The sequence below is a fragment of the Robertmurraya sp. DFI.2.37 genome (assembly GCF_029211245.1).
Taxonomy (GTDB): domain Bacteria; phylum Bacillota; class Bacilli; order Bacillales; family Cytobacillaceae; genus Robertmurraya; species Robertmurraya methanolica_A.
Genome location: NZ_JARGEJ010000003.1, coordinates 121,517 through 147,764, shown reverse-complemented (window position 1 = coordinate 147,764; position 26,248 = coordinate 121,517). Strand labels below are relative to the sequence as shown.

29 protein-coding genes and 2 pseudogenes are annotated in these 26,248 nt (G+C 38.0%); 21 read left to right on the top strand and 10 right to left on the bottom strand.

Annotated elements, in window-relative coordinates; all coding sequences use genetic code 11:
• Window positions 1-11 precede the first annotated feature (11 nt).
• The 13 genes and pseudogenes from PZE06_RS03110 (at window position 12) to PZE06_RS03050 (ending at window position 10,974) form a co-directional block, all read left to right on the top strand.
• Complete coding sequence (locus tag PZE06_RS03110) at window positions 12-521, top strand: diol dehydratase small subunit (RefSeq protein ID WP_150914178.1); 510 nt, start codon at window positions 12-14, stop codon at window positions 519-521.
• 32 nt (window positions 522-553) lie between these two features.
• The gene (locus PZE06_RS03105) at window positions 554-2,380 is read left to right on the top strand and encodes a diol dehydratase reactivase subunit alpha (protein WP_150914176.1); all 1,827 of its coding nucleotides are present in this window, start codon (window positions 554-556) and stop codon (window positions 2,378-2,380) included.
• The gene (locus PZE06_RS03100) at window positions 2,377-2,847 is read left to right on the top strand and encodes a glycerol dehydratase reactivase beta/small subunit family protein (RefSeq protein ID WP_150914174.1); all 471 of its coding nucleotides are present in this window, start codon (window positions 2,377-2,379) and stop codon (window positions 2,845-2,847) included. The genes PZE06_RS03105 and PZE06_RS03100 overlap by 4 nt, the downstream gene beginning before the upstream one ends.
• Window positions 2,848-2,866: 19 nt before the next feature.
• Window positions 2,867-3,133, top strand: a pseudogene (locus tag PZE06_RS03095) (BMC domain-containing protein); the annotation flags it as partial.
• Between the two features lie 439 nt (window positions 3,134-3,572).
• A complete protein-coding gene (locus PZE06_RS03090; protein ID WP_095308454.1) occupies window positions 3,573-3,851 on the top strand; it encodes a BMC domain-containing protein in 279 nt (92 codons plus the stop codon).
• 68 nt (window positions 3,852-3,919) lie between these two features.
• A complete protein-coding gene (pduL, locus tag PZE06_RS03085; protein WP_225310593.1) occupies window positions 3,920-4,519 on the top strand; it encodes a phosphate propanoyltransferase in 600 nt (199 codons plus the stop codon).
• Window positions 4,520-4,527: 8 nt separating this feature from the next.
• Window positions 4,528-5,355: an ethanolamine utilization protein EutJ gene (eutJ, locus tag PZE06_RS03080; protein WP_150914223.1), complete on the top strand. Its 828-nt coding sequence runs from the start codon at window positions 4,528-4,530 to the stop codon at window positions 5,353-5,355.
• Between the two features lie 10 nt (window positions 5,356-5,365).
• Window positions 5,366-6,148, top strand: a complete 783-nt coding sequence (locus PZE06_RS03075; protein WP_150914168.1) for a flavoprotein — start codon at window positions 5,366-5,368, stop codon at window positions 6,146-6,148.
• Between the two features lie 18 nt (window positions 6,149-6,166).
• Window positions 6,167-6,433, top strand: coding sequence for a EutN/CcmL family microcompartment protein (locus tag PZE06_RS03070; protein ID WP_150914166.1), 267 nt, complete (start codon window positions 6,167-6,169; stop codon window positions 6,431-6,433).
• Window positions 6,434-6,448: 15 nt separating this feature from the next.
• A complete protein-coding gene (locus PZE06_RS03065) occupies window positions 6,449-7,444 on the top strand; it encodes a cob(I)yrinic acid a,c-diamide adenosyltransferase (RefSeq protein ID WP_150914164.1) in 996 nt (331 codons plus the stop codon).
• 1 nt (window position 7,445) lies between these two features.
• Window positions 7,446-8,843, top strand: coding sequence for an aldehyde dehydrogenase family protein (locus tag PZE06_RS03060; RefSeq protein ID WP_150914162.1), 1,398 nt, complete (start codon window positions 7,446-7,448; stop codon window positions 8,841-8,843).
• Between the two features lie 85 nt (window positions 8,844-8,928).
• Window positions 8,929-9,765, top strand: a complete 837-nt coding sequence (locus PZE06_RS03055; protein WP_150914160.1) for a DUF7973 family transport facilitator — start codon at window positions 8,929-8,931, stop codon at window positions 9,763-9,765.
• Between the two features lie 54 nt (window positions 9,766-9,819).
• Window positions 9,820-10,974 (top strand): 1-propanol dehydrogenase PduQ, encoded by a 1,155-nt coding sequence (locus tag PZE06_RS03050; RefSeq protein WP_150914158.1) that lies wholly within the window; start codon window positions 9,820-9,822, stop codon window positions 10,972-10,974.
• A 216-nt stretch (window positions 10,975-11,190) separates the two neighbouring features.
• Here the strand turns inward: PZE06_RS03050 and PZE06_RS03045 are convergent, their stop codons facing one another.
• The gene (locus PZE06_RS03045) at window positions 11,191-11,625 is read right to left on the bottom strand and encodes a hypothetical protein (RefSeq protein WP_150914156.1); all 435 of its coding nucleotides are present in this window, start codon (window positions 11,623-11,625) and stop codon (window positions 11,191-11,193) included.
• A 4-nt stretch (window positions 11,626-11,629) separates the two neighbouring features.
• Window positions 11,630-11,830 (bottom strand): helix-turn-helix transcriptional regulator, encoded by a 201-nt coding sequence (locus tag PZE06_RS03040; RefSeq protein WP_150914154.1) that lies wholly within the window; start codon window positions 11,828-11,830, stop codon window positions 11,630-11,632.
• 265 nt (window positions 11,831-12,095) lie between these two features.
• Here PZE06_RS03040 and PZE06_RS03035 point away from each other — a divergent pair, with 265 nt between their 5' ends.
• Both PZE06_RS03035 and PZE06_RS03030 read left to right on the top strand, forming a co-directional pair.
• Window positions 12,096-12,308 carry a Fur-regulated basic protein FbpA gene (locus tag PZE06_RS03035; protein WP_191963138.1) on the top strand — a complete coding sequence of 71 codons (213 nt, stop codon included), beginning with the start codon at window positions 12,096-12,098 and terminating at the stop codon, window positions 12,306-12,308.
• A gap of 198 nt (window positions 12,309-12,506) precedes the next feature.
• Window positions 12,507-13,429: pseudogene (locus PZE06_RS03030) on the top strand (aldo/keto reductase).
• Window positions 13,430-13,751: 322 nt separating this feature from the next.
• Here the strand turns inward: PZE06_RS03030 and PZE06_RS03025 are convergent.
• The 5 genes from PZE06_RS03025 to PZE06_RS03005 all read right to left on the bottom strand — a co-directional run bounded on the left by PZE06_RS03025 (window position 13,752) and on the right by PZE06_RS03005 (window position 18,996).
• Window positions 13,752-14,252 carry an RNA polymerase sigma factor gene (locus tag PZE06_RS03025; RefSeq protein ID WP_150914152.1) on the bottom strand — a complete coding sequence of 167 codons (501 nt, stop codon included), beginning with the start codon at window positions 14,250-14,252 and terminating at the stop codon, window positions 13,752-13,754.
• A 217-nt stretch (window positions 14,253-14,469) separates the two neighbouring features.
• A complete protein-coding gene (locus PZE06_RS03020; RefSeq protein WP_150914150.1) occupies window positions 14,470-16,413 on the bottom strand; it encodes an FtsX-like permease family protein in 1,944 nt (647 codons plus the stop codon).
• A complete protein-coding gene (locus PZE06_RS03015; protein WP_150914148.1) occupies window positions 16,403-17,164 on the bottom strand; it encodes an ABC transporter ATP-binding protein in 762 nt (253 codons plus the stop codon). The genes PZE06_RS03020 and PZE06_RS03015 overlap by 11 nt, the downstream gene beginning before the upstream one ends.
• 129 nt (window positions 17,165-17,293) lie before the next feature.
• Window positions 17,294-18,310 (bottom strand): sensor histidine kinase, encoded by a 1,017-nt coding sequence (locus PZE06_RS03010; RefSeq protein WP_150914146.1) that lies wholly within the window; start codon window positions 18,308-18,310, stop codon window positions 17,294-17,296.
• Window positions 18,307-18,996, bottom strand: coding sequence for a response regulator transcription factor (locus PZE06_RS03005; protein WP_150914144.1), 690 nt, complete (start codon window positions 18,994-18,996; stop codon window positions 18,307-18,309). Before PZE06_RS03005 ends, PZE06_RS03010 begins: the two co-directional genes overlap by 4 nt.
• A gap of 302 nt (window positions 18,997-19,298) precedes the next feature.
• Between PZE06_RS03005 and PZE06_RS03000 the strand changes: the two genes are divergently transcribed.
• Window positions 19,299-20,075 carry a hypothetical protein gene (locus PZE06_RS03000; RefSeq protein WP_150914142.1) on the top strand — a complete coding sequence of 259 codons (777 nt, stop codon included), beginning with the start codon at window positions 19,299-19,301 and terminating at the stop codon, window positions 20,073-20,075.
• An 11-nt stretch (window positions 20,076-20,086) separates the two neighbouring features.
• On the opposite strand, the gene PZE06_RS02995 is transcribed toward PZE06_RS03000, so the two are convergent.
• A complete protein-coding gene (locus PZE06_RS02995; protein ID WP_150914140.1) occupies window positions 20,087-20,401 on the bottom strand; it encodes an ArsR/SmtB family transcription factor in 315 nt (104 codons plus the stop codon).
• On the bottom strand, window positions 20,402-20,818 hold the full coding sequence (locus PZE06_RS02990; protein ID WP_150914138.1) for an SRPBCC family protein: 417 nt from the start codon (window positions 20,816-20,818) through the stop codon (window positions 20,402-20,404).
• 170 nt (window positions 20,819-20,988) lie between these two features.
• On the opposite strand from PZE06_RS02990, the gene PZE06_RS02985 reads away from it, so the two are divergent.
• The 5 genes from PZE06_RS02985 to PZE06_RS02965 all read left to right on the top strand — a co-directional run bounded on the left by PZE06_RS02985 (window position 20,989) and on the right by PZE06_RS02965 (window position 24,598).
• A complete protein-coding gene (locus tag PZE06_RS02985) occupies window positions 20,989-21,867 on the top strand; it encodes a GNAT family N-acetyltransferase (protein ID WP_150914136.1) in 879 nt (292 codons plus the stop codon).
• A 16-nt stretch (window positions 21,868-21,883) separates the two neighbouring features.
• Window positions 21,884-22,075 carry a hypothetical protein gene (locus tag PZE06_RS02980; protein WP_150914134.1) on the top strand — a complete coding sequence of 64 codons (192 nt, stop codon included), beginning with the start codon at window positions 21,884-21,886 and terminating at the stop codon, window positions 22,073-22,075.
• 200 nt (window positions 22,076-22,275) lie between these two features.
• Complete coding sequence (locus PZE06_RS02975; protein WP_150914132.1) at window positions 22,276-23,016, top strand: GNAT family N-acetyltransferase; 741 nt, start codon at window positions 22,276-22,278, stop codon at window positions 23,014-23,016.
• Between the two features lie 67 nt (window positions 23,017-23,083).
• Entirely contained in the window at window positions 23,084-23,452 is a 369-nt protein-coding gene (locus tag PZE06_RS02970; RefSeq protein ID WP_095308593.1) for a YkvA family protein, read from the top strand.
• Window positions 23,453-23,659: 207 nt separating this feature from the next.
• Window positions 23,660-24,598 carry an MBL fold metallo-hydrolase gene (locus PZE06_RS02965; RefSeq protein WP_150914130.1) on the top strand — a complete coding sequence of 313 codons (939 nt, stop codon included), beginning with the start codon at window positions 23,660-23,662 and terminating at the stop codon, window positions 24,596-24,598.
• 255 nt (window positions 24,599-24,853) lie between these two features.
• On the opposite strand, the gene PZE06_RS02960 is transcribed toward PZE06_RS02965, so the two are convergent.
• On the bottom strand, window positions 24,854-26,218 hold the full coding sequence (locus tag PZE06_RS02960) for a methyl-accepting chemotaxis protein (RefSeq protein WP_150914128.1): 1,365 nt from the start codon (window positions 26,216-26,218) through the stop codon (window positions 24,854-24,856).
• Window positions 26,219-26,248: the final 30 nt, after the last annotated feature.

The following is a 26,248-nucleotide window of genomic DNA, read 5'->3' as shown; positions in this document are numbered from 1 at the left end:
AGGTGAGCAGTATGAATCAACAACTTATTGAGCAGATCGTGAAAGAGGTTATGTCTTCTATGGGTACGGTTCCGGAGAAGGCAGGAAAAGCTGATAGCAAGATAGTCAAGGTTGATGCGCAAAAAGATTATCCTTTAGGGGAAAAACGACCTGAACTTATTAAAACTCCAACGAATAAAGATTTGGATCAAATTACACTCCAAGGTGTAATCGATGGAAGTGTAACGCCAGAGGATGTCCGAATTGCTCCCGAAACATTAGAATTACAGGCCCAAGTAGCAGAGTCAATGGGAAGAAAACCATTAGCACAAAATTTCCGTAGGGCTGCTGAACTAATTGCGGTTCCAGACGATCGAATCCTTGAAATATATAATGCATTAAGACCATACCGTTCTACAAAAGAAGAATTACTCGCAATTGCAGAGGAACTAGAAGGAAAATTTAATGCAAAAATGAACGCGAAGCTAGTTCGAGAAGCGGCTGAAGTTTATGAAAAACGAGATCGATTGAAAAAAGACTAGCATCTTGCGTTAGATTCCGGGAGGTAGAATCGATGAAATTGGTTGCAGGAGTGGATATCGGAAATGCCACAACAGAAGTTGCCATCGCTACCGTAACAGAGGATAAAGATGTTACTTTTTTGGCGAGCGATTTTGTACGAACAACAGGAATTAAAGGAACGCGACAAAATATCCATGGTGTTCTTGCCGCCATTAAACAAGCTCTTGGGAAAATTAATCGAAGGGTAGAGGATTTAGACTTAGTTCGCATTAATGAGGCAGCCCCTGTCATTGGGGATGTGGCGATGGAAACGATCACGGAGACGATTATTACAGAGTCAACAATGATCGGCCACAACCCCTCTACTCCAGGGGGATTGGGCTTGGGCATCGGGAAAACCATCGATATTATCGATTTGGACAATGCCAATAAGGAAGATGATTACATCGTATTAATCGGAAAGAAAGTTGATTTTGAAGATGCAGCTCGGTTTATTAATGCTGCTTTAAATAAAGGGATTAACATAACCGGAGCTGTAGCACAGAAGGACGACGGTGTTCTTATTAGCAACAGGATTGGCAAAAAAATGCCTATTATTGATGAAGTCAGTCTGATTGAGAAAGTTCCGCTTGGAATGAAAGCAGCTATTGAGGTGGCTTCTCCCGGTGGCGTAGTAGAAGTCCTTGCTAATCCGTATGGGATCGCAACTGTTTTTGATTTATCAAGTGAAGAAACGAAAATGATTGTTCCAATTGCTAGAGCCTTGATCGGTAACCGTTCCGCTGTTGTCATTAAGACACCTAAGGGTGACGTGCAAGCGAGGAGCATTCCGGCTGGAAAAATTACCGTTTATGGGAAACGGAATTTAACGGTTGATGTCGATGAAGGTGCGGAAAAAATGATGGAAGTATTAACTGCTGCCACGCCGATTGAAGATATAAAAGGAGAAGCTGGGACCAATGCTGGAGGGATGCTTGAACGGGTAAGACAAGTAATGTCTGAGCTAACGAAGCAGCATCCAGATGATATAAAAATTCAAGATTTATTAGCCGTTAATACATTTATTCCACAAAAGGTTAAAGGTGGCTTAGCAGAAGAATTTTCCATGGAAAATGCCGTTGGAATTGCAGCAATGGTCAAGGCAGACAAGCTGCAAATGCAAATGATAGCGAATGAATTGCGCGCTCAAATCAATGTAGAAGTTGAAGTTGGTGGTGTTGAAGCAGACATGGCCATAAGAGGCGCTCTTTCTACTCCTGGAACGAAGGTTCCTATTGCCATTGTTGATATGGGAGCAGGGTCAACTGATGCATCAATCATGACGAAAGCAGGAAAAACAACATCCGTACATTTAGCGGGTGCCGGGGATATGGTCACGATGCTAATCAATTCTGAATTAGGGTTAGATGACATTGGATTGGCTGAGGATATAAAAAAATACCCCCTTGCTAAGGTTGAAAGCTTATTCCATATTCGTCATGAAGATGGAACCGTACAATTTTTTGAGAATCCGTTAGAGCCCCATGTATTTGCAAGAGTTGTTATTTTGAAGGAAGGAAGTATGATTCCTGTTCCAGGACAACTATCCGTAGAGAAAATAAAAATGGTGAGACGTGGAGCAAAAGAAAAGGTTTTTGTTACAAATGCATTGCGGGCGTTGACAATGGTCTCACCAACAGGAAATATTCGTGACATGGAATTTGTTGTTTTAGTAGGAGGATCAGCTCTTGATTTCGAGGTACCTCAGTTAGTGACAGATGCACTTTCTCAATACAGCGTTGTGGCTGGAAGAGGGAATATTCGAGGCACAGAAGGACCAAGAAACGCTGTAGCAACTGGTTTAATATTGGCTCTTGGTCAAGGGGGGAGGATTCAGTGAAAATAAACGATGGAAATGAGATTCAAGCGATCCATGTTTATTATCATGTAGAGCTGAGTGATCCTTCCCTTTTTCGTACGCTGCTACATGGTATTGAAGAAGAAGGTATCCCCACATTTGTAAAAGAAAGTAAGCAGCAGTCAACTTTGCAACTTAGCTATCAAGCTGCTCTAGATTCCACTTTAGGAGTTGGCGTTGGAATTGATCAAAACGGGCAGGTCCTCCTGCATTATACGAAGCTTGATAAAAACCAACCCCTATTTGAGGTCAATCTTAGAGATCCTTATAAACTAAGAGTTTTAGGTGCGAACGCTGCAAGACTTGTAAAGGGAATCCCATTTAAATCTTTTGATGGCGAACAGGAAACGGATTTAGAACATGTTGAGTTTTTGGGAGAGGCATTAACGAAAGAAGATATTGCCAGGATAGTAGCGATAGTGGTGAGAAGATTGCAGGAAAGCAAGTAAAGGGAGGTGTACCTTTTCTATGGTCATGCGTGCATTAGGATTGATAGAAACAGTGGGTTTAGCAGCAGCAGTTGAAGCTGCTGATGTAGCGGTTAAATCAGCCAACGTCTCATTAATTGGGTATGAACTAACTAAGGGTGGTGGAATGGTAACGGTTAAAATTGAAGGCGATGTTGGATCGGTAAAAGCGGCAGTTGAAGCAGGAGTGATTGCCGCAGAGAAAGTCGGGCGTGTTTTTAGTAAACAAATCATTCCACGAGTAGCTAGTGGTGTGGAAAAAATGGTTTATTCGAATGAGACGGTTGGTCTAGGAAAGCCCAACATGATTGGGGAACAGCAAAACGATGTTGAGCAGGCGGAAGGAGGAGCACACGAAACGGACACGTCAAAAATGGATGTGTTAGATGAAGTAAAAACTAATAACGCTCACGAGGAGAAAATGATCAAAGATGAAAATTCAAGTTCAAATGCGAATGCTAATGTCAAGCTTGTATCCATTTCTCCTTTAAATGAAGAGGAACCTATAGTAAAAACAGGCGCCGATGAAAACGAGACAGAGGATAATGATTTACATGTAATGGAGAATCTAGAGGAAGATTTCAGCGAAATTAATATAAAGGAAGAGTCGGAGGTTTGCAATATTTGTAAAGACCCGCGTTGTCCACGAAGAAAAGGGGACTTGAGGTCACTATGTATTCATGAAAAGAAATGAGGAGGTATGGAAAATGAAAGATGCACTAGGAATGATAGAAACAAAAGGTTTGGTTGGGGCAATAGAAGCAGCAGATGCAATGGCTAAAGCAGCAAACGTTGCCTTATTAGGGTATCAACAAATTGGTTCTGGTCTTGTGACAGTAATGGTAAGAGGCGATGTTGGCGCCGTGAAGGCGGCAGTGGATGCTGGGGCAGCTGCAGCCGAAAGAGTTGGAAATGTCATTTCTGTTCATGTCATTGCGAGACCACACTCAGATGTTGAAATCATCCTCCCTGCAAAAAAAGATTGAAAATAGGATAGGGGAATTTTTATATGATATTGACAGAGCAATTGCAGGAGCAGATTATCCGAGAAGTGATGCGGAGAGTGCAGACAATAGGAGAAAAGCCGTACGTACCAATAGGAGTATCTAATCGCCACATCCACTTAAAGCAGGAGGATCTCGAAATCTTGTTTGGGACTGGCTATCAATTGACAAAATGGAAGGATTTGCAGCAGCCCGGTCAGTTTGCTGCAAAAGAAACGGTAACCATTGTCGGCAACAAAGGCGAACTGGAGCATGTGAGAATTCTTGGACCAGTTCGAAATATAACACAAGTGGAAATTTCGCGAACAGATAGCTTCAAGCTTGGTGTGCGCGCACCAATTAAAGAGTCTGGAAACATAGCAGGGACACCAGGGATATTATTAAAAGGACCTTGTGGTGAGTTGAAAATCACAGAGGGAGTTATTGTCGCATTTCGCCATATCCATGTTCCACCACATTTCGCCGAAAAGTTCCAACTTAAAGATAAAGATTTAGTTGAAGTTGAATTAGGTGACGAGAGAAAGACGATTTTTAAAAATGTATTGATTCGCGTTTCGGAAAAATATGTATTGGAGATGCATTTGGATACAGATGAAGCAAATGCAGCTGGTGTGGGCAACGGCGATCTTGGACTAATTCGGAAAGGCTAAAGATGCTTATGTCTATAAATCTCGAAAAAGTCAACAATTATATAACAAGCTTTGCAAGGTTGATAGATGAAAAGAAGGCAAACTTAGTTACAGAAAGCTTTAAGGTTGGAGTCGATCTTGGAACTGCAAACATCATTATTTCTGTTGTTGATGAGCAAGGAAACCCAGTAGCAGGAGCCACGTATCCAGCTTCGGTGGTGAAGGACGGCTTGGTAGTTGATTATGTAGGTGCTGTACAGATCGTTAAACAACTAAAGGAGCAAGTTGAGGAAATGATTGGAGTTCGCTTAACACACGCTGCCACCGCCGTTCCACCTGGTACCATCGGTGGGAATATGAAAGCGATAGCCAATGTTGTTGAAGCATGTGAAATGGAAGTGACAAATGTAATTGATGAACCGACTGCAGCTGCTTCTGTACTAGGTTTAACAGATGGTGCTGTTGTCGATGTTGGCGGTGGTACAACAGGAATAAGCATTATAAAAAAAGGGAAAGTCATTTACACAGCCGATGAACCGACTGGAGGAACACATATGAGTTTGGTTGTTGCTGGACATTATCGAATTCCTCTAACCAAAGCAGAGCAGTTAAAGAAAGAGCGCACGAAGCAAAATGAGATTTTTCCAGTTATAAAGCCAGTTGTTGAAAAAATGGCAGCAATTGTGCATAGTCATGTTCAAGATTTTGATGTGGAAAAAATTTACGTGGTAGGAGGCGCAAGCTGTTTTGATGATTTTGAAAAAGTTTTCTTTAAAGAAATTGGGATTGAAACAATTAAGCCTGCCCATCCGCTTCTGATCACCCCGCTTGGCATAGCCTTAAACAGTTTGAAATGAGGTGAAAGGTATGACGAACACAGACCTAATATTGGACAGTATTGTAGAAGAAGTGCTGAGGAGATTGCAGCAAAGAAGGAAAAAAGCAACCGTTCTTTTTACGGGAGGATACGGAGGGTTTGAAGAAGCACTGCAACAGATTCAACTTCTACAGGCTGATGGTTGGGATTTGCAAATACTCCTTTCCAATAGTGCCGAATATGTTCTCACACCTCAATTAATAAAGGAGAAACTTAATAATTCCAAAGTGTACTGCGAAAGAGAGATTAAGGAATTACGTCCTTTTTATGAGGAAATCAGCGTCTTTATTGTCCCAACTTTAACCATTAATACGATGGTGAAAGTATCTTTGGGAATGGCTGATAATATGGCAACAAATTTAGCATCACATATGCTGATGAGCGGCATACCATTCATTGCTGCGAAGGATGCTTGCGATGTTGGGCACCCTCTTCGGCAAAACCTTGGTTTAAATAAAGGACAGCAAGCATATGTGAAGAAAATGAACGATTACCTAGAATTATTGGAAAGCTATGGAGTAGTGCTTGTAGCTGCAAGGGAGCTATTTCAAACTGTTCAAAAAAATATCTTTACTTTCTCCCCAAAAGTCATTCAGACATCAGCAGAAAAACAATCGAAGATTTTTTTTAAGAAAAAAATTCTGACTCGAGAGGATATTGCCTTGGCTAAGGATAGAGGAATGGAAATAGAAATTCCCCGTACAACCATTTTAAGTCCTCTTGCACTTGATACAGCGAAAGAGCTTGGAATGAAAATTGTTCAAGAAGAATAGGGGCAGGTGAATGGAAAAATGTATGTAGGTCTAGTCGTAGGAAGTGTTGTTGCAACCAGAAAAAGCGAGGAACTCGTCGGGAAAAAGCTTCTTATTGTTCAGCGGGTCAATCCGAAGGACGGCATTTTAGGTACCTTTGAGGTTGCGGTTGATTCGGTAGGAGCTGGAACGGGCGAACATGTACTCGTGACAAAAGGGGAGCCTGCCATGTATATATTTGGAACCACTCCTTCGTGTATTGACTCCGCGATTGTTGGCATCGTCGATTCTATGGAAGTAAGTTAAGAGGATGTGACCTAAATGGCGATTTATACAAAAAAAGGTGATAAAGGTGAGACAGGGCTTTTAGGCGGGAGTCGCATTTCAAAAGATAGCCTCAAGGTGTCCTGTTATGGGACCCTAGATGAAGCGAATGCGGCGTTAGGTGTCGCTTTTTCGCAAATAGCCAATGATGAAATGAAGTCGATTATAAGGGAAATACAAAAACAACTTTTCGTTGTTGGGGCAGAATTAGCAAGTGATGAGAAAGGAAAGGATCTTTTAACAAGTAAGATTAGTGAAAAAGAAATAGCTAAATTTGAAGAAATCATCGATAAGTTTGAACAAATAATGGGTCCAATTCATGAATTTATCATTCCTGGTGATACAAGCGCCTCCGCTAATCTCCATTTATCACGAGCGATTATACGTAGAGCAGAGCGACTGATTGTAGAACTTGCGAAGACATCGATTGTCAGAAGTGAAGTTATCCAATATGTAAACCGTTTATCAGATCTTTTGTTTATGCTGGCTCGTGCCGAAGTATATTACTGTCACATAGAAGAGATTAAGACAAAAGTTATCGGGAAACTTAAAGCATTAAAAGGTAGCGATGCTCCGTTTTGTCTTTCACTACAATTAGCATCTGCAATGGCACAAGCTGCTGAAAAAAAAGCAATGGAAATAGGTGTTCCAGTGGTGATTTCAATTGTCGATTCAGCTGGACATGCAATCTTATTGCATCGTATGGAAAATTCTTTATTAGCAAGCTTAGAGCTTGCGCTGAATAAGGCTTATACTTCCGTTGCTTTAAAAATGGCGACCCATGAACTTGTTCCGATTATTCAACCTGGAACGGAGCTTTATGGAATTCAAATGACAAATCAGAAAATTGTCACCTTTGGTGGTGGATATCCACTTAAACTTGAAGAGAAAGTTATAGGTGGCATTGGTGTCAGCGGTGGGACGGTTGAAGAGGATATGGTCATAGCGACGGAAGCAACCGCAGTCTTTTTACGAATGAAAGAGGGGTATTAATATGTCTGTTCAAGAACGGGAAATAGAGGAGATCGTAAGAAAAGTATTGGAAGAACTGAGTTCTGCTGGAAGTAAGCCACAAAGTAGCAGTGGTCATGGGATATTCTTGGAAATGAATGACGCAATTGCGGCAGCAGAGAGTGCACAAAAAGAGCTTATTAAGCTTTCTCTTGCAGAAAGAGGCAAAATTATTGAATCCATTCGTAAAGCAGCGATCGAAAGTGCAGAACTTTTTGCACAAATGGCAGTTGAAGAAACTGGAATGGGAAAATACCAAGATAAAGTACGTAAAAATATACTAGCAGCTGAGAAAAGTCCAGGAATTGAAGACTTGAAAACTGAATCTTTTTCAGGTGACAACGGTTTAACCGTAGTTGAGCTTTCTGCTTATGGCGTTATCGGTTCTATTACGCCAACAACAAACCCGACAGAAACGATTATATGCAATTCTATCGGAATGATTGCTGCAGGGAATTCTGTTGTTTATAGTCCACATCCGACGGCGAAAAAAACATCGATAAAAGCAATAGAAGTTTTGAATAAAGCGATTGTCGCAGCAGGTGGACCAAACAATGTCATCACAACCGTGCAAGAACCAACAATTGAACAGGCAAACATCATGATGAAGCATAAAAAAATTAAGCTGCTGGTAGCAACAGGAGGCCCAGGTGTTGTCAAAGCTGTCTTATCAAGCGGTAAAAAAGCGATTGGTGCAGGTGCAGGAAATCCTCCTGCAGTCGTAGATGAAACGGCCGATTTAGAAAAGGCAGCCAAGGACATTATTGATGGCTGCAGCTTTGATAATAACCTTCCTTGTGTAGCGGAAAAGGAAGTCATAGTCGTCGAAAAAGTTGCTGATTATCTAGTATCTTATATGAAAAAAAATGGGGCATTTCTTATCACAAGTAAAGAACAGATTGAGCAATTAACCGAATTAGTGGTCGATAAAGGACACGCAAATAAAAATTTTGTAGGGAAAGATGTTGCCTATATTTTAAGGCAGATTGGAATTGATGCACCTGCAGATGCTAGAGTTGCGATTATGAATGTGGAGGGCAATCATCCATTAGTTTCAGCAGAATTAATGATGCCTATTTTGCCGATCGTTCGTGTAAAGGATGTCGATGCCGCGATTGATTTAGCTGTTGAAGTTGAGCATGGTTTCCGCCATACAGCGATTATGCATTCAAAGAACGTCGATAATCTTACTAAATTCGCCAAAGCCATTCAAACGACGATCTTTGTTAAAAATGGACCTTCCTATGCTGGAATCGGTTTTGGAGGGGAAGGGTATACGACCTTTACCATTGCTGGACCAACTGGAGAGGGGTTAACTTCGGCCAAAAACTTTGCGAGGAGAAGAAAATGTGTTTTAGTCGACGGTTTGTCCATTAGATAATAACGACTTGTTTTCAATTAAGTAGATTTATATTTTTTCTTCATCACGCTTCATTTTTGAGAAAGATATGAGAGGAGAGATTTTGATGTCTTGGGAATTAATTTTAGCATCATTTGGTGGTGGGGTATTTGGGGCGTTATTTGGTGCACTGCCGGCTTTCATTTTTGCCGGCTTTGTTGGGTTAATTGGCGTTGGGGTCATCGCCGCAGGAGGGCCACCCACGATTTTAAATGATGTTGTCTTTGGAACATTGCTAGGTCCTCATATTGCGTTTGCCGGCGGTGTTGCCGCTGCGGCATTTGCCGCAAATAAAAGAAAAGAACTCGACAGTGCATTAGATATAGTGACGCCTTTAAAGAAGACGGACGATATTGGAGTTTTATTGGTTGGCGGGATGTTTGGAATCATCGGTTACCTGATTAATAGCGTTTTAGTCCATTTTGAAACACCGGTAGATACAGTGGCTTTAACAGTGTTTATTTCCTGTGTTATCTCACGATTTGTTTTTGGAAAAACAGGACTGATTGGTAAATTTACTGCTACGAACGGAGAGAAAAGGGAGTTCATCCCTGGAGCTAAATCCTTAGGATTTGTCATCATCTACTCTCTTGGGTTTGGATTAGTGATTTCCTATCTTGTCGACCTTACGCAAATTAATGTGCTTGGTTTTGTTATCAGTGCTTCCCTATTGATCCTTTTACAATTTGGTTTTGACATTCCAGCAACGCATCATATTACCTTAGTTGCTGGGTACGCAACAATAGCTACTGGCAGCATTTTATTCGGCGCATTGTTTGCAGTTATTGCTGGGGTACTTGGTGAAATTGCCGGTAAAACATTTAACTCGTATGTTGATACGTATATCGATCCTCCGGCAACGACAATTTTTATTTGCAGTTTTTTCATTTTCACATTTATGTGATTGTTTTCACATTATTGAAAGGCAATAAGTTCAGAAACACGGAGGTAGCGGCAGATGAATTCCTTTTTTGTAGGACCAAAAATTTATAATGGCAGCGATTCCATTAATTATTTGAAAGAATTAAAGGCAAGAAAGGTTTTTCTTGTCACCGATCAAATGATGGTTAAATTTGGGATGGCAGATGCTATCACAGATCGATTGCAAGCAGGAACTTGTAAAATTTTCGCAGAGGTTGAGCCCAATCCTTCGCTTGAGACTGTTCAAAACGGTCTTGCTTCTTTTCTTGAAGAGAAGCCAGATGTATTAATCGCTCTCGGGGGAGGATCGCCAATTGATGTAGCAAAAGCAATCCTGCTTTTTTATGAGCAGATTAAAGATAAAATGCCTAGTGATAAAAGGGTTAATAAACCGCTCTTTATTGCGATTCCAACAACAAGCGGGACAGGCTCTGAAGTCACTTCATATTCAGTTGTTACAGACGTGGACAACAATATTAAAATTCCTCTAAATGATTCACGGATGATTCCAGATGTTGCTATTTTAGATGAGCAGCTGACTAAAACGGTTCCACCTGCTGTCACAGCGGATACTGGAATGGATGTGTTGACTCATGCAATAGAAGCGTATGTTTCTTCTGAAGCGACGGAATTTACAGATCTGTATGCTGAAAAGGCAATCACAATCGTCTTTAAGTATTTGCTTAGAGCTTACCGATTTGGAAATGATTTGGAGGCGAGAGGTAAATTACATTTAGCTTCATGCATGGCTGGGATTGCATTTACCAATGCTTCATTAGGAATTACCCATAGTTTGGCTCATGCGATCGGTGCTAAATTTCATTTGTCGCACGGAAGAAGCAATGCTTTACTGCTCCCTTACATTATCCAGTATAATGGCGGGTTATGCGATGATACTTCTCAGACTTCCAATGCAGCGAAGAAATATATGGAATTGGCTAAGACGCTTGGCTTGCCTTGTCAAACACGAAAAGAAGCTGTTATCAGTCTTTCTACCGCCGTCAAAGTGCTTAATGAAAAATTAGGAATTCCTCAAACTATACAAGCGGCTAATATTGATGAACAATCATACGAGAGGCATTTATCAGAGATTGTTAAGAGCGCACAAAAGGATATATGTACACAGGGCAACCCAAAGGAAGTGACAGAAGCAGATTTTGTAAACTTATTAAAGTGGATATATAAGGGCTAATAATTGAGTGATGAGGGAGGAAAACGTATTGAAGAGATATCGATTTAAAAGCTTTCTTCCTAAGTTAGTGTATCGTTGGTTGATTAAGTAGCTACATTGTTAAAGCGGGCAAGGCCTTTGCTCAGTTTTTGTTCGAGTCAAGGGCCTTTGCCTACGGGAGTGAGAAACACAGCTATGCTAGAAGAGGGCAATGCGTAATGAAAGAAGTTGTATTTGTTATTCGGAATCTTCGACTTGTTTTTTTCGCAAAAAATGAACAAATGAAAATGTGGCAAGAAAACAAGCAAAAACAATAGCGCCGACAAGCAGTGCTTCATTAAAGTTACTTTTGTCTGGTCCCAATATAGCTAGCAGCATGGTCACGATACCGATTCCTAAAGAAAGGATGACAACGCGATAATAAGGAGCCTGTTTTTTGGGCGGATTTGTATCCTCGTATGTGTCAACAGAAATTCTAAGATTTAGCCAACCAAGCACTATTGCTGAAAGCATAAAGACGAGCCAGACTGGATTTTCTCTAGCTTGCGTAAAACCCGCAGTCAACGTTTCATATAATAGAATCGCAAGGATACCGATCGTTTGAACGATAAAAGCGATGCGAATATTTTTTAAATTTTGCAATTGTAATCGTTCATCTTTTATTATCTTCATATATTCATTCCTCCTGATCGTTCCAAAATAACTGATCTAACGATTGGTTAACGGCGTAACAAATCTCTAAACATAATTTTAAAGTTGGATTGTATTTCCCCTTCTCTATTAAACTAATGGTTTGCCGAGTGACACCAACTTTATCCGCCAGTTGTTGCTGTGTCAAATCACTTTGAATTCGAGCCATTTTCACGTTATTCCGCACCTTGCAACCTCACCTCTAAATTGAGTGTAACATATATATTACATTATGCAATATATATATTGCTTTTTTATTCATGTTTGTTATTGACAATCACTGCACATCATTATAGAGTATAAGAAAAGTTTAAAACCAAGTAATCAAATTTGTTAAATAAGAAAATAGTCTTTTGGTCAACCAATGGCTCCTTTATTCCTGCTTATTGTCAAGTGCAGTGAAAAAGGAGTTTTTTGTTTCTTTACTGCAAAGAACGAAAGGAGAGATATGTTTGGGAAAATGGCTTCGTCATGCTGTAGAAAAGCGGCGAAGAGAATTAATTTGTAGGCTTCAACCTTATTTTATCTGTCAAAAAGAAGAACATGAATTGGACACACTTTCATTAAGCGAATTGGAAGAAGAATTTAGAAGATTAAAAAAGGAACTGCACCCACATAGTGAATTGAACTCTATTCACTGGAGCAATAAATCATATTTTAGTTAATATAAGCGGGAGACGCTTCTTTGTATCTTTTTTCAAAAGGCTCAGTTATGTGCTGATGATTTAAAAAAGTTTCTCCAAAAGGAAAATGTTTATCATGACCAATTTTAGAAAAATATTCTTAAAATTGAAACTTTTTATTAGCCATTCGAAAATTAGACGTTTATAGTAAAAGGGTATGAAATGAGAGGAGGATGATGGATGTTGAAAGTTCATATAGGTAGAACGGACTTGCAAGTTAACCCAATCGGTCTAGGTGCGAATGCGGTTGGTGGTCATAATATTTATGATCATATTGATGAAACCATTTCAAAAAAAATGATTCTTACCTCAATCAACAATGGTATGAATTTCATTGATACTGCTTATTTTTATGGTTTAGGCAGATCAGAGGAAATAATTGGTGAAGTTATGAAGGAGCATGGCAAGCGGGATGATTTTGTCATCGCCTCAAAAGCGTCCTATACGTTTGTAGACAACAAGGTCGTTCATAATAATAATCCGCAAGCGTAGAAGATTCATTAAGAAGACTTCAAACAGATTATATTGATTTATTTTATATTCATTTTCCCGATGAAACAACGCCCAAAGCAGAGGCGGTAGGTGCATTGCAAAGGTTAAAAGAGCAAGGAAAGATCAGAGCTATCGGTGTCTCAAATTTTAATGTAGAGCAGTTAATGGAAGCAAATCAAGATGGCTATGTCGAAGTGCTGCAATCCCATTACAATTTGTTCAACCGGGAAGCGGAACGGGCGATATTTCCTTACGTGACGGAGAAAGAAATTTCTTTCATCCCGTATTTCCCGTTAGCAAAAGGCTTGTTAACAGGGAAGTATAACAGAGATACACCATTAAGCGAGAGTCAGAAGCAGCACCCATTATTTAAAGGGGATGCTTACTTTGAAAATTTGGCTAAACTAGAACAATTACATAAAATAGCGAATGAGAAACATTGTCAGGTTGGTCATGTTGTTTTGGCATGGTATTTAACCAGAGAGGCAATTGATGCCGTTATTCCAGGAGCAAAAAAGCCTGCACAGATTATCAGTAATCTTAAAGCTGGTGAAGTCCAATTAACAGAGCTTGAAGTAGCAGCTATTGATCGAGTTTTTGTAAGCAAATAATTAAACATTATCCCACAGCGATTAAGCCGGTTTTACATGAATATTGTTGCACTTGTTCCTCCCGTCTATTACTGACTGCTTCTAATGGAATCCTGATCATAGCGATGCTTAATTGACAGAGGGGGAAGTCAATATAAAATTTTCAGACAGTGTTGACGAATGATTATCAATTGGATCGGGAAGGAATAACAAACGAGTTGTCGGAACATTCCAATACAAAAAAATAAAGAGGAAATCTGTAAAGGCAGTCGTTGTTTATATTGATCATCGCATTAGTGCAAAAGTTAATTTGCCACTATTTCCCTTAATAGTGGCTTTTCTTTTAATTTTTTTTTGCTCTTCTTATCCTCGTTTTCACCGTAGCTATTGGTAATTTTTTCGCTAAACTTATTTCTCGTAACGATTTACCTTTAAAATAATATAAAAGAATGGGCTCCTGATAAATCGTTGGTAATTCGTTTAGCGCATCAAGCATTTCCTCTGTGGAACATCTAGTTAACACATAATCCTCAGGCTGCGGAATCGATTTCTCAATTTCATAATGATATACTTTTTCCTCCCAAAATTTTTGGACTACCTTTTGCTTTCTCCAAAAATCTCGACATTTATTGATCGCAATCTTATATATCCAGCTCTTAAAATTTGCTCGCGCCTCAAATTTTTCTAAATTCAAATATGCTGAAATTAATACTTCCTGATATAAATCCTCTGCTAATTCTTTATTTCGTACTTGTTTATTTATATATAGACATAATAATGAACCATTTTCTCTAATCCAGTTTTCGAATTCGATTCGTTTTTGTATTTCATCTTCTATTTTCATAGAATCTCCCTCTTACAACATTCATTAAACGGAAGTTATGCTACAATTCCCGCAAATTTCTGCAATTGTCGCGCGAATTAAATTTATGTGAATGAAAATTTGTGAAATCGCTAAACGTACACTAAAAAGGCCACTTCGTACTACCCGAGTCTTAGCTTTCCTCATCTTTGGTCTCCATGTTTATATTTTTTGAGGGTGTTTTTGAACACCCTCTTGTTTAAAGCGATAACTTAATGACTTTTTTATAATAAAACAATGAGAGAAAACCGAAGATTGAGTAAAGCACTGTATAGATAGCCATTACGATGATGATTGGTGTCCACAATTCTGTACCAAATAAGAACCAGCCTGATTGTACTGCAAAATAGCTGTGTAATAGACCAATAAGGAGGGGAATTCCAAAATTAAATAATTGTTTATATTTAATGCCTCTTATCAGTTCTTGTTTACTGAATCCTAGTTTTCTTAAAATCGTATAATTTGGTTTTTCTTCTTCGCTTTCACCCATTTGTTTAAAATATAAGATACAGCCAGAAGTGATAAGGAATGTTAAACCTAAGAAAGCAACAATAAACATGACGAGTCCCATATTGCCTTTTTCAACATTTCTAATTTGTATTTGCGATGAATGCATCGAGTCTTCGTTAAATAGTTCTTCAAAAATTTGATTCGCATGCTCCTGCTGAGCTTCATTTTTTAAATCAAAGCCAACAAACACAGATGTGCTTTTTTGAATGGCTGGATCTAAATCGGCAGATAATTGTGTAAAGATGCTCTCATCAACGATTGCTACAGGCACTCCTCCGCCGGTAAATTGCCAAGAAACAAGGAAATCTTTCTTTAATCCTTTATATTTTTGCGAAAATTCCTTTGATTTCCCTTTGAAAACTACTTTACCTGAATCTGCAAATTCCATAAATCTCTGCAGAAGATCATCATAGCCCGTAAAAATGGTTTCATCAGGAGTAAGATCAAAATCTTCAGTTTCTTTATCACTAATGACAGGGATGATAAACTTGCCGACATCTGCATATAAGCCTTCCGTATCTTCTAAAATGATATCGTTTAGATCAGCTTCAACCTGAATGACATTATAAGTTGTTGTCGTATAGGGGATTTGTTTTTGTTCTAATGCGCCTTTAAAAAGTTCTGCATCATCTTCATTCGTAAGCGCAAAGTCGCTGACAACATAATTTTTGGCTTTTGTTTCAGCAGAGTAATAAGAGATATAGGACAAAGATAATAAAGCAAGTGCCAGCGCTGATACTGTCGTAATAATCGTTAACAACAGTGCATTTGATTTCATACGGAACATTAAAGAAGAAAGAGATAGTACTTCATTAATGTTTAAATAACCCTTTTTCGCTTTTCGAATAAGATGGAAAATGAAGCTGACTGAGCCTTTGAAAAAAAGATAAGTTCCGAAAATAACGGATGCAAGAATAAAAGTCATTGCCAGAAATAATTCAGTTGTTGTCGAGAAATCACCACTAAATAGTTTTGAGGAAACATAATAACCAACAATAATAAGAAGTATTCCGGCAACCCCAACTAATACTTGCCAGAAGGAGAGCCGTGTTAATTTTCCTTCTGTTGATGAAATGACTCTAAACAATGATAAGATCGTTTGTCGTTTAATAAACAAATAATTCATAAGCATAATCAGCAAATAGACGATCGTGAAAATGACAACGGTTTGTAGAAGAGCTTCGCTTGAAAAGCGCAATGTTGTTTCCGTTTTAATCCCTGTTATTTTAAAAAGGATCATTAAGATCAACTTTGAGCCAGCAAAGCCAACAAAAATACCGAGTGCTAATGAAACATAATAAAGAATTAAGTTTTCTACATTTAAGATGTGAAATATCTTTCCTTTCGTCATCCCGATTAGTTGAAATAAACCAATCTCTTTACTGCGCCTTTTGATGAAAATATTATTGGCATACAAAAGGAATATCGATACAATCGCAACGAGTAAAATCGAAGCAGAGCGAATGGCAGCCGCACCTTTAACTGTGCCTTTTGTTTCATCTAAAGATGGATCATACTGAAGGGTGACAAAGGCGAAATATAAAGCGGCGCTAAAGACTAGGGCAAATACATACAGATAGTAGTTCTTTATATTCTTTTTTAAATTTCGTAAAATTAGTTCATTAATCTTCATAATGTACACCGCCTAAAACGCCTTGTGTCTTCATAATGTCTTTTAGAAAAGAATTTCTGCTCTGCTCGCCTCTATATGCTTGAGAATAAATACGGCCATCTTTTATGAAAATGACGCGATCACTATAACTCGCTGCAATGGGATCGTGAGTGACCATTGCGATCGTTGTTTTCCGATTCTTGTTTAAATTGCTCAACTTATGAAGAAGATCAGAAGCTGATTTTGAATCTAATGCTCCGGTTGGTTCATCGGCAAAAATGATGCTTGGCTCATGAATAAACGCTCGAGCCGCTGAAGTACGCTGTTTTTGTCCACCTGAGATTTCATTTGGGTATTTGTCTCGAATTTCATAGATCCCAAGTTCTTCTGCAAGGTTCGTAAACATTTGTTCTGCAGCTTGTTTGGAAATTTTCGCTACTGATAGGGGCAAAAGAATATTCTCCTTTACCGTGAGTGTATCTAATAAATTATATTCTTGAAAAATAAAACCGAGATGTTTTTTTCTAAATTCTGCAAGTTCTTTTTCCTTCAAGGTAGTTATTTCTTTTCCTTCGATCTTTATTGAACCTTCGCTGGTATTGTCGATGGATGACAGCACATTTAATAACGTTGTTTTACCAGAGCCTGAAGCACCCATGATACTGACAAATTCCCCCTTCTTGATCTCGATATCTAACCCTTTTAACACTTCTTGTTTATTAAATTTATTTCCGTAGCTTTTATATATTTTCGTTGCTTCTAAAATTGACATATTCAAGCGCTCCTTTTCTTCTTAATAGCCTCATTATAATAGGGGAGATCAGTGTTTTCCTTCGATTGAACAAACAAAATGGAAAAGCATGTGACATTTTTGTCACATGCAAGAAAGGTTCTATTCACCTTAATCAATGAATACTTTATTTGCTAAGCGGAGAAATTCATTTTTTTTCGGAAAAGTTAAGGTAAAGCTTGTCCCTTTGCCTAATTCCGACTCAACCTCGATAGAGATCAATAGAGCTTGTGCAGCATTTTTTGCTAAATATAACCCCATTCCAGTCGCGGCATGATCGTGATGGTGGGAGGTTGAAGTAAAGCCACGCTCGAAAATACGAGGCAGGTCTTTCGGATCGATACCACGCCCACAATCTGTTATTTTAAGAGCTGTCGTTCCGTTTGTACTGAAGCTATCTAGATGAATATCAGAAGAGTTACTATACTTAACTGCATTTGTAAGTAGCTGTCTAATAATAAAAGACAGCCATTTAGCATCGCTTAAAACATGTATTTTTTCAAGATTAATCTCAAAGCCGATTCTTTTTTGCATGCACCATGATTGGAGCCCTTTAATTTCTTGGACAATGATATTTTTTAAATCTGTCTCCTCTATGTACAGATCATTTTCCATAAATGGTAAACGTCTTTGATGGAGCTGCTGATCGAGAAGCTGTTCTATTCTTAGCCATTCATATTTCATTCTTTCTTTTAGTTTTATGTCGTCTATTCTCTCGATCATTAAATGAAGGGCGGTTAAAGGTGTTTTAACTTCATGAATCCAAGAAAGTAAATCATCTTTTTCTTGTTCAAGTTCCCTTTTGCTAGCAGCCGTCATTTGTTTTAAATATTCAATTTGACTGCTGATATTTTCTTCGATCAATTTTTCAAAGGGACTTTCAGCAATCGTTAGTTTTGATAGATCAAGATCGTGCTCCCATTGTTCAAGAGCGAGGAAAAACCTTGTTTCTTTATGATAGCGGAAAGCAAGAAAAAGTATAAAGGCAATCGTCGCTAAGAAGACGCTATATAATATCGGTAATAACGGGATTGTCGTGTCTAAAAATGCAACAAAAATAATGAGCAGTTGGCTAAATAGGAAACAAAGAATCCAGCTCATGCGTTCTTGTAAATATTTTTTAATCATACTATTTCCTCTTCAATGGCCATATAACCTTGGCCAACTTTTGTCTCAATAAAAGGCTCAAGACCGAGTTCTCCCAGTTTTTTTCGCAAACGATTCACATTTACTGTCAATGTATTATCGCTTACAAATCTTTCGTCATCCCACAAACTTCGAATTAGTTCTTCCCTCGTAACAATCTTGTTTTTCTTCTCAATTAACTGTTTCAATATAAAAATTTCATTTTTCGTTAATTCAATTGTGCCACTTACGTTTGTCACTGTATTTTTTTCATAGTCAATAGTAGCTCCACACCATGTTTTTAGCTGAACCGGCTCTGTACTATAATTGTAAACACGCCTTAAAATAGCCTGTATTTTTGCGATGAGAACATCAAAGTGAAAAGGCTTTTGCATAAAATCATCGGCCCCAAGCTGCATTGCCATAACCATATCCATCGGATGATCTCTCGAAGAAAGAAAAACGATCGGAATGTTTGAATGGGAACGGATCATTCGACACCAATGAAAGCCATCATATTTTGGCAATTGAATATCAATGATAACTAAATCAGGTTTGCAGGCGGAGAACTCCTGGAGCACATTAGCGAAGTCTTTAATTCCCGCTACGTAATAAGACCAGCCTGTTAATCTGTCCTTTATCTCATTAAATAGTGAAGTATCGTCTTCAATAAGCAAAATTTTAAACATCTTTACCACCCAATATTTAAGTATAGTTTCATTTTAAACGAATAGTTGCAAGACAACAATTGTAGAGGGGAATCGGAAAGACAATTATGAAAAATAGCAGTGCCTTATTTACTATAGAAAAAGGGGTTTAGAGCGTGGATAGAGAATATTTCTAAACGCAGTAATTTACGCTATCCTTTGTCCCTTAAATCAGCACTGTGGCCTATCGAAGCACTGGCGGAAAAAAGGAATCTTTAGCAGTTGTCGTCATAATCACTCAAACTAAAATAAAACAAATAATAAGATGTAAAGAGGTGTAAAACATGAATGCTCCGCAACAAATTTTATCTGTTTGGAGAAAATTTGACCGCTTTCCTATGGAAACTTTGACAAAGGCTTGGTACAGCACTTTAGGAACAGAAAAAAAGCAACGTGATATATCTCTTATGAAAGAACATCGTCAACAATATGGCATTACAGGAAATTGTTTTGATTTAGCAATATGGCTGCTGGATCATTTTCACAAAGAGGGGATAACTGCTTATCCAATTGGCTCCAAAATGAAGACGAAGAGGGCGCATGCTGCGGTAGTTGCAGAAGATGAGAATGGATATCGCTACCTCTGTGATCTGGGCGATCAATGGCTCAATCCAATACTGCTGGATTTAAATAGTGAAGATTATACGAATGAGTTACTTTCAGGTTTTTTTCCAGCGGCATCTGTTCAAGTTCTTCCTAAAAATGATGAGGTGGAAATTTTCTATTTTCGTCCGAACGGAAAGGTTTCGCAGCAATCTTATCAACTTGAAGCGATTGAGATGAAAGAGTTTTTAATAGCCGCCGAGCTTTCCCAACAAAATCTTTACCATAAGCCGCTGCTAGAATGTCGTGTCCCATATAAAGAAGAAGTAGCCCATTGGGAATTCTATGATTGGAAGAGTTACTTTAGCTCAACTGAAGGATTAAAAGAAGAGGAAGTATTACAATCGAACTCAGAATGGGCAAAAAAAATCACTGATATGACCGGATACAATTTAAGACTGGTTGAAATTTCATTAGCTGTATTTAGCTCTTTCCTTAAGAAAAATCGCTTGGAATAAGTCCAAGCGATTTAATCTTTCTCCATTTGGTACTTTAATAGGGCCAGCTTATTGCTCCAAAATTGTTCATAAAATGATAGCCAATCCTTCACTTCTACAAGGGGCTCAGGATGTAATTGATAGATTTTCTCTCGTCCGACTTTTGTTCCTTGAACAAGTTGTGCCTCAGAAAGGATATGGAGATGCTTGACAATAGCTGTCCGACTAATTGGAAAATGGGCTGTAATTTCTGAAATAGGTAAATTTTTATTGGCAAGTAGTTGAAGCATCGCTCTTCGGGTAGGATCAGCAATTGCTTGAAAGACATCATGCTTTACTGCTCCCACCTATTCTTCAACTACCTTTTGAAGCTTTTGAACAATTCCTGCCCAGCCGCCGTTCATTCTGTCACGGATAATTGAGGCGTCTTCACCTGCTTTTGGTACAACATGATCAGGTGCCTTCCACCCTCCATGAATAACGGTAAATTCTGTACGGTCTCCTAGATCTTTTAATTGAAAAGAAACGACCCACCCGTCGGTGTCCCAGGCAAATGAAATAAGATACGGTTCTTCGATTTGTAACACTTTGCACAGAGATGGACCGAAAGGGGACTGAATTTGAAATTCATATCCAACTAATGCTTTAAAATCATTCGGCATGAACCATTCACTTATCCCAGTAGAGGTAGAAACATGATTCCACACTTTTTGAATGGGGGCCTTGATGACCACCGTTTGTTGTATATCTTTAATATCATCCATTTTCACTCTTCCTTTCAGAACATTTAATATAACACCAAAAGGTTATATATAAAAATATATGACACCATTTGGTGTTATGTCAATTTTATTATTTTCATAAATAGAAAAGTTTAATCAGAGGGGTTTTAAGGATATGATAAAATAAGTTAAAAAGGTTGAAGGAGATAGGTATGATCGAGATTAGAAGAGTAAAAGAGATCGATGAAGTTTCCACTTTTATTAGCAAAATGAATCTTCAACCGACGCAGCATGTCGGGTATTGTGGTACAGATAGTGAGGAAATCAAACATGCACTTTCGACTGATTTTTCCGATCTTGCATTTGCGGATTCTGTCATCGGTGCATTTCAGAATCGGCTATTAATTGGGGTCCTTGGATTGGATATTGATATGGAATCTAAAGAAGCGGAAGTCTGGGGCCCTTTTATCGACCATTCAGAGTGGCAAAAAGTGGCGGAGCAAATGTGGAAAAAATTGATTGAAGATCTCCCTTCTTCGTTGGAAGCGTTTTATGGATTTTACAATGTGCACAATGTAAATGGAAGTCAGTTTATGGATAGCCTTGGGGCAGTAAAAAGTGGAGAGCATTCGATTTTGCAAATTTCAACGAATCATCTTGCATTAAAAACAGTTACTCCGGTAACGATTCGTGAAATGAAGAATAAAGACTTTCAACATATCCGATTCCTTCATAAGGCGTCTTTTCCAAACGCTTATTTTAGTGCTGACGAGATGATTGACATGCATGGAGAAAAACAAAAAATATTTGTGGCGGAGCTAGAGCAGCATTTTTGCGGCTACATTTTTTGTGAAGCGGAACCAAAATTTGCTGAAGGGAATATTCATTTTATTGCTGTTTCTCCCGCATTTAGAAATCGGAGAATTGGTAGAGACCTAATCATCGCTGGGTTGAAATTTCTTTTTTCATTTCAAGAGATTGAGGTGATTACTTTAACAGTCAAGTCAGACAATGAAGCTGCGTTAAATGTTTACCTTCATGCTGGTTTTATAGAGAAACATCGATTGTATTCGTATCATGGCAAAATATAAAGATAGTTTAGGGGTGATGACAATTTCTGATCAAGAAAGAGAGAGGTTAATCAGAAAGGAAGAGAAGAATCATGCAGGTGCAATTTTAAATAATGTTTATTTACAAGCTGTCATTGGCTCACATCCTGGTGGTTGTATATCTAGTATTATTACCATTATCATTTTGGTCTTTGTTGTCATTTTGGCTAGAGCCTGTGCGCTCACATAATAAAGAAAAAGGGGCTTGATGTGAATGAATTTTGCTGAGGTAACATTTCAACTTTCTGGATTTTTATTCATAGCAATCATATGTACTATTATGTTCATCGGTGCACGTGTTATTAGAAAAAAGAAATGGTGACAGAAATTAAAAAGAATCGCTCGTTTTGGGTTAAATAAATAATTGATGAAAGTAAAGGAGCTTCGCAGATGTTTAGTGATATTTTTTATAGAGGGAAAATGATATTTGAAAATCAGTTCATAAAACATTACCATACTGCTGAAATGCTATTATTATATGATGGAAACTTTATTCAGTTTAAGAGAGTGCCGACATTAATAGAGTTAGTAGAATCGGTGCAATATTTAAGAGATTTTCATCAACAAAACGGGCAAGACCATGTGAAGCTTTTATTTCTAGAGAACGAAAAGATACCTGTTGAGCTGGAACAGTATTTAAGAAATAATGGTTTTAATATTGGTTTTCAAGAATTTTATTATATTTTACCGAGTGATTTTGCCAAGGTGGATAAAAATCATTCGATAATGGTTGACAAAGTGACAGATGAAAATTTGCCTCAATTTCTCAAACTCGCATATGAGATTGATTCAGAGATTAGTTCGGATTTTGCAAGACAAAAAAGAGATATACATGTGAAAAACTTCGGCACTCAAAAATTTATGCAGTTGATGGCTTACTATGATGGTAATCCAGCTGGCATGGTCGACGCTATTATTGGGAAAGAAACGGTTGAAATAGACGGCCTCGTTATCTTACCTTCTTATCGACGGAGAGGAGTTGCAAGCCAACTTCAACAGTTTATCATGGACGAGTTTCCTGACAAACAAGTTATTTTAGTAGCAGATGGAGAGGATAGCGTTAAGGAAATGTACAAAAACCAAAATTATCGATACGGTGGATTTAAGTTTGAGGCGTTAAAGGTTTATTAGCTTGTCCATGTAATTATGCCGAAGATGAGATATAATAAAAGGCAAGTTGAAAGAAGGTGTGATCGAGATGGAAGGAATGGAAAAGCACTATTCAGAGCAAAAGTTTTGGAGCAAATTAAAGCGATTTGCGTTAAAGGCAGGGCATTCGGTTGTGTATACAGCACTGTTGCTCTATTACACACTTCAGAAGCCTGAGTTGCCTAAAAAAGCGCGCATAACCATTTTAGCAGCACTTGGATACTTCATTCTTCCGATTGATTTAATCCCAGACTTTATGGCAGGTGTAGGCTTTACCGATGACTTAGGAGCGCTTGGTGTTGCTTTATTTCAAGTGGCTGTTCATATTGATGATGAAGTAAAAGGGAAGGCTAAAGAGAAGCTTGTTCATTGGTTTGGCACAAATGTTGACACGTCAGAAGTTGATAAAAAGATATAAATGGGGGCAACACATGTACTTCAGTAAAAAATACTGCACACATGTGTTGTTTTTTATGTAGTTTTAAATACCAATAAGGACAGACCTTTTACCACTAAGGTGATTTTGACTAACTGGATAAAATTTAAGTTATTGTATAAGTTTCTGAAAATTGCTATCATTTTATTTGTATAAAATTCAACCTGAGATTGATTGAGGAGGAAGAGCATGCTATCTGAGTTTGGAATTGAACAAATAACCATCCCTTTACCTTTCCGACTAAATCATGTCAATTGTTTTATCGCCGAAGGCAGTAATGGAAAAACGGTTTTAGATACAGGATTGAATTCGGAAGTAACCAGGAATATTTGGGCTCCAATCGTTGCTAAAAATCATATTAAAAATATAATCATCACCCATTGTCATCCCGATCATTTTGGCTATGCTGGTAGTTTGCAAAAGTTAACAGGTGCAGATGTGTGGATGACAAGAACAGATGCTGAAGTGGGTTTAACTTATTGGGGCAGGGAATCATTAAAAAGGAAGCGCCAAGACTATTTAACATGCGGCCTTCCACAAGAATTAATAGATCAGCTCATGACCGATGAAGAAAGTTTCACCGCGCGAGTTGAGCCATATCCTATTGTCCAGCATGAAGTGATCGAAGGAATGAAAATTATGTTTGGAAAGCTAGAATTCGAAGTCATGAGCACACCTGGACACTCTGATGGATTATTTGTTTTATATAATAAGGAGAAAAGTATTCTCTTCTCAACTGATCATATTCTTCCGAAAGTATCACCAAATATTTCTTACAGGTTTAGGGGGAATCCCAATCCATTGCAATCATTTCTTACCTCATTGGAGAAGATTAAAAAATTAAATGCGCAATATGTGTTCCCGTCGCACTTTAAGCCTTTTAAAAATGCTAATAGCCGCATTGATGAATTGATTGATCATCACGAAGAAAGGCTGGAGTTTACATATTTCCTCGTTAAGCAACCAGCAACAATATATGAGGTAACACTTTCATTATTTCAACATGTAAATGTTCATCAAATGAGATTTGCAATCGGCGAGGCTCTGGCTCATTTAGAATATTTGGTTGCTAATAATCAGTGTCGAAAATATCTATCTGACAAAGTTTGGCAATATGAAGCAATTTAATTGCGATTGGAGACAGAATAAAAAAAAGAGTTTTCATGGCTTTTAGACACTGCCTTGTTAGTGAACGATTCTTTCAAATTGGTCTCAAAAAAGCGCTTGCATTATATACTTAGGAGGGATTTTCTTTTGAAAAGGCTTTGTTAAAGGATGGTAGTGATTTTTGGCTCATTTCGAATGAAACCTTGGTTTCACACGAAATGAGCTAAAAACGGTTTGAGCAAGAGGAGTGTTTAACAAAGCCTTAAAAAGTCATCTTTATGCTTTTTGTGCAAATTGCTGCACGGTTGTTCTTAAGGCAGACGACATTTCTTTTAACTGAACGATGTTATCAGCGATAGAATCGATGGATGCTGTTGTTTCTTGAGTCGATGCTGAAACTTCTTCTGTACTTGATACGGTTTGTTCAATAAAATCATTTAATGCATTTATTGCAAGGACAATTTTATCGGATGTGGCGATATTTTCATTTGAAGCGCTTAAGATTTCATTTATCTCAGTAACAGTCCCATTGATTGCTTGCAAAATGTCATCCAATGATTCACCAGCTTGATTTACAACAATTACTCCTTCACTAACTTCTTTTTGGCTTTCTTCTGTAACTGAAACCGTTTTAGATAAAATTGCTGTTATTTTACTAATCACTTCTTTCACTTTTGCGGTACTTTCAGTAGATTCTTCCGCCAATTTTCGCACCTCTTCTGCAACCACAGCGAACCCTTTTCCAGCTTCTCCAGCCCTTGAAGCTTCGATCGAGGCATTCAGAGCTAACAGATTCGTTTGTGCTGCGATATTAGAAATCAAATCAGCAATCCCTGTAATTTCTTTAGAATATTTATCTAAATCAATAATAAACTCTTTTGTTTCACTTGCTTTCTCTTTAATATTATTCATTTTAGTAATAACTAGACCGACACTTTCTTTCCCTTTTGTCGCAATCCTCACCGTTTCCTTACTATTTTCATTTGTAGCAGATGCCCTAGCTTGACTTTTTTCAATCAACGACACGAGTTCTTTTAACGATTGGGATACTTCTGACACTGAGCGATGGCCGTTTTCAGCTTCAGAAGCCAATTGATATGTATTTTCTGAAACCTCTTTAGAAATGGTTTTTACTTGTTGAGTAGAAGAGGAGACCTCTTCTGTAGAGCTTGCCAATTGTTCGGAGCTTTCTCTAACTAATTCAATCACATTGTGCAAATGTGATAGCACTCCGTTAAAAACATTTGCTAATTGATTGAATTCATCCTTCGTACCAACATTAATTTGCTTAGAAAGATCAATCTGTTCTCCTTGTATATTATTTAAGTCTTCTATTATTTTATTGATGGGCTTCACAACAATTTGTTTGATTCCAAATCCTATGAACACGATCATTACTAGCAAATTAACAATTATCGTAAAATAAGTCTCAATTATTCTTTTGATCCCTTGTCCAAATAGATCGAATAAAGCTGTTTCTAAAATGAGATGTTGTATGAAAGCAATGGGTACCCCCATGATGAGGGAAAAGACAGTGGCTCCTAAAATAATAAAAGTAGTTTTTCGTCGAATGGACCATTTTAAGTTACTTTTGGTAATTAACCTTCGAATATCAATTTTTAATAGCGCATCATTAGACATAGGAATATCTGCCCCTTTCCAAATTCAATA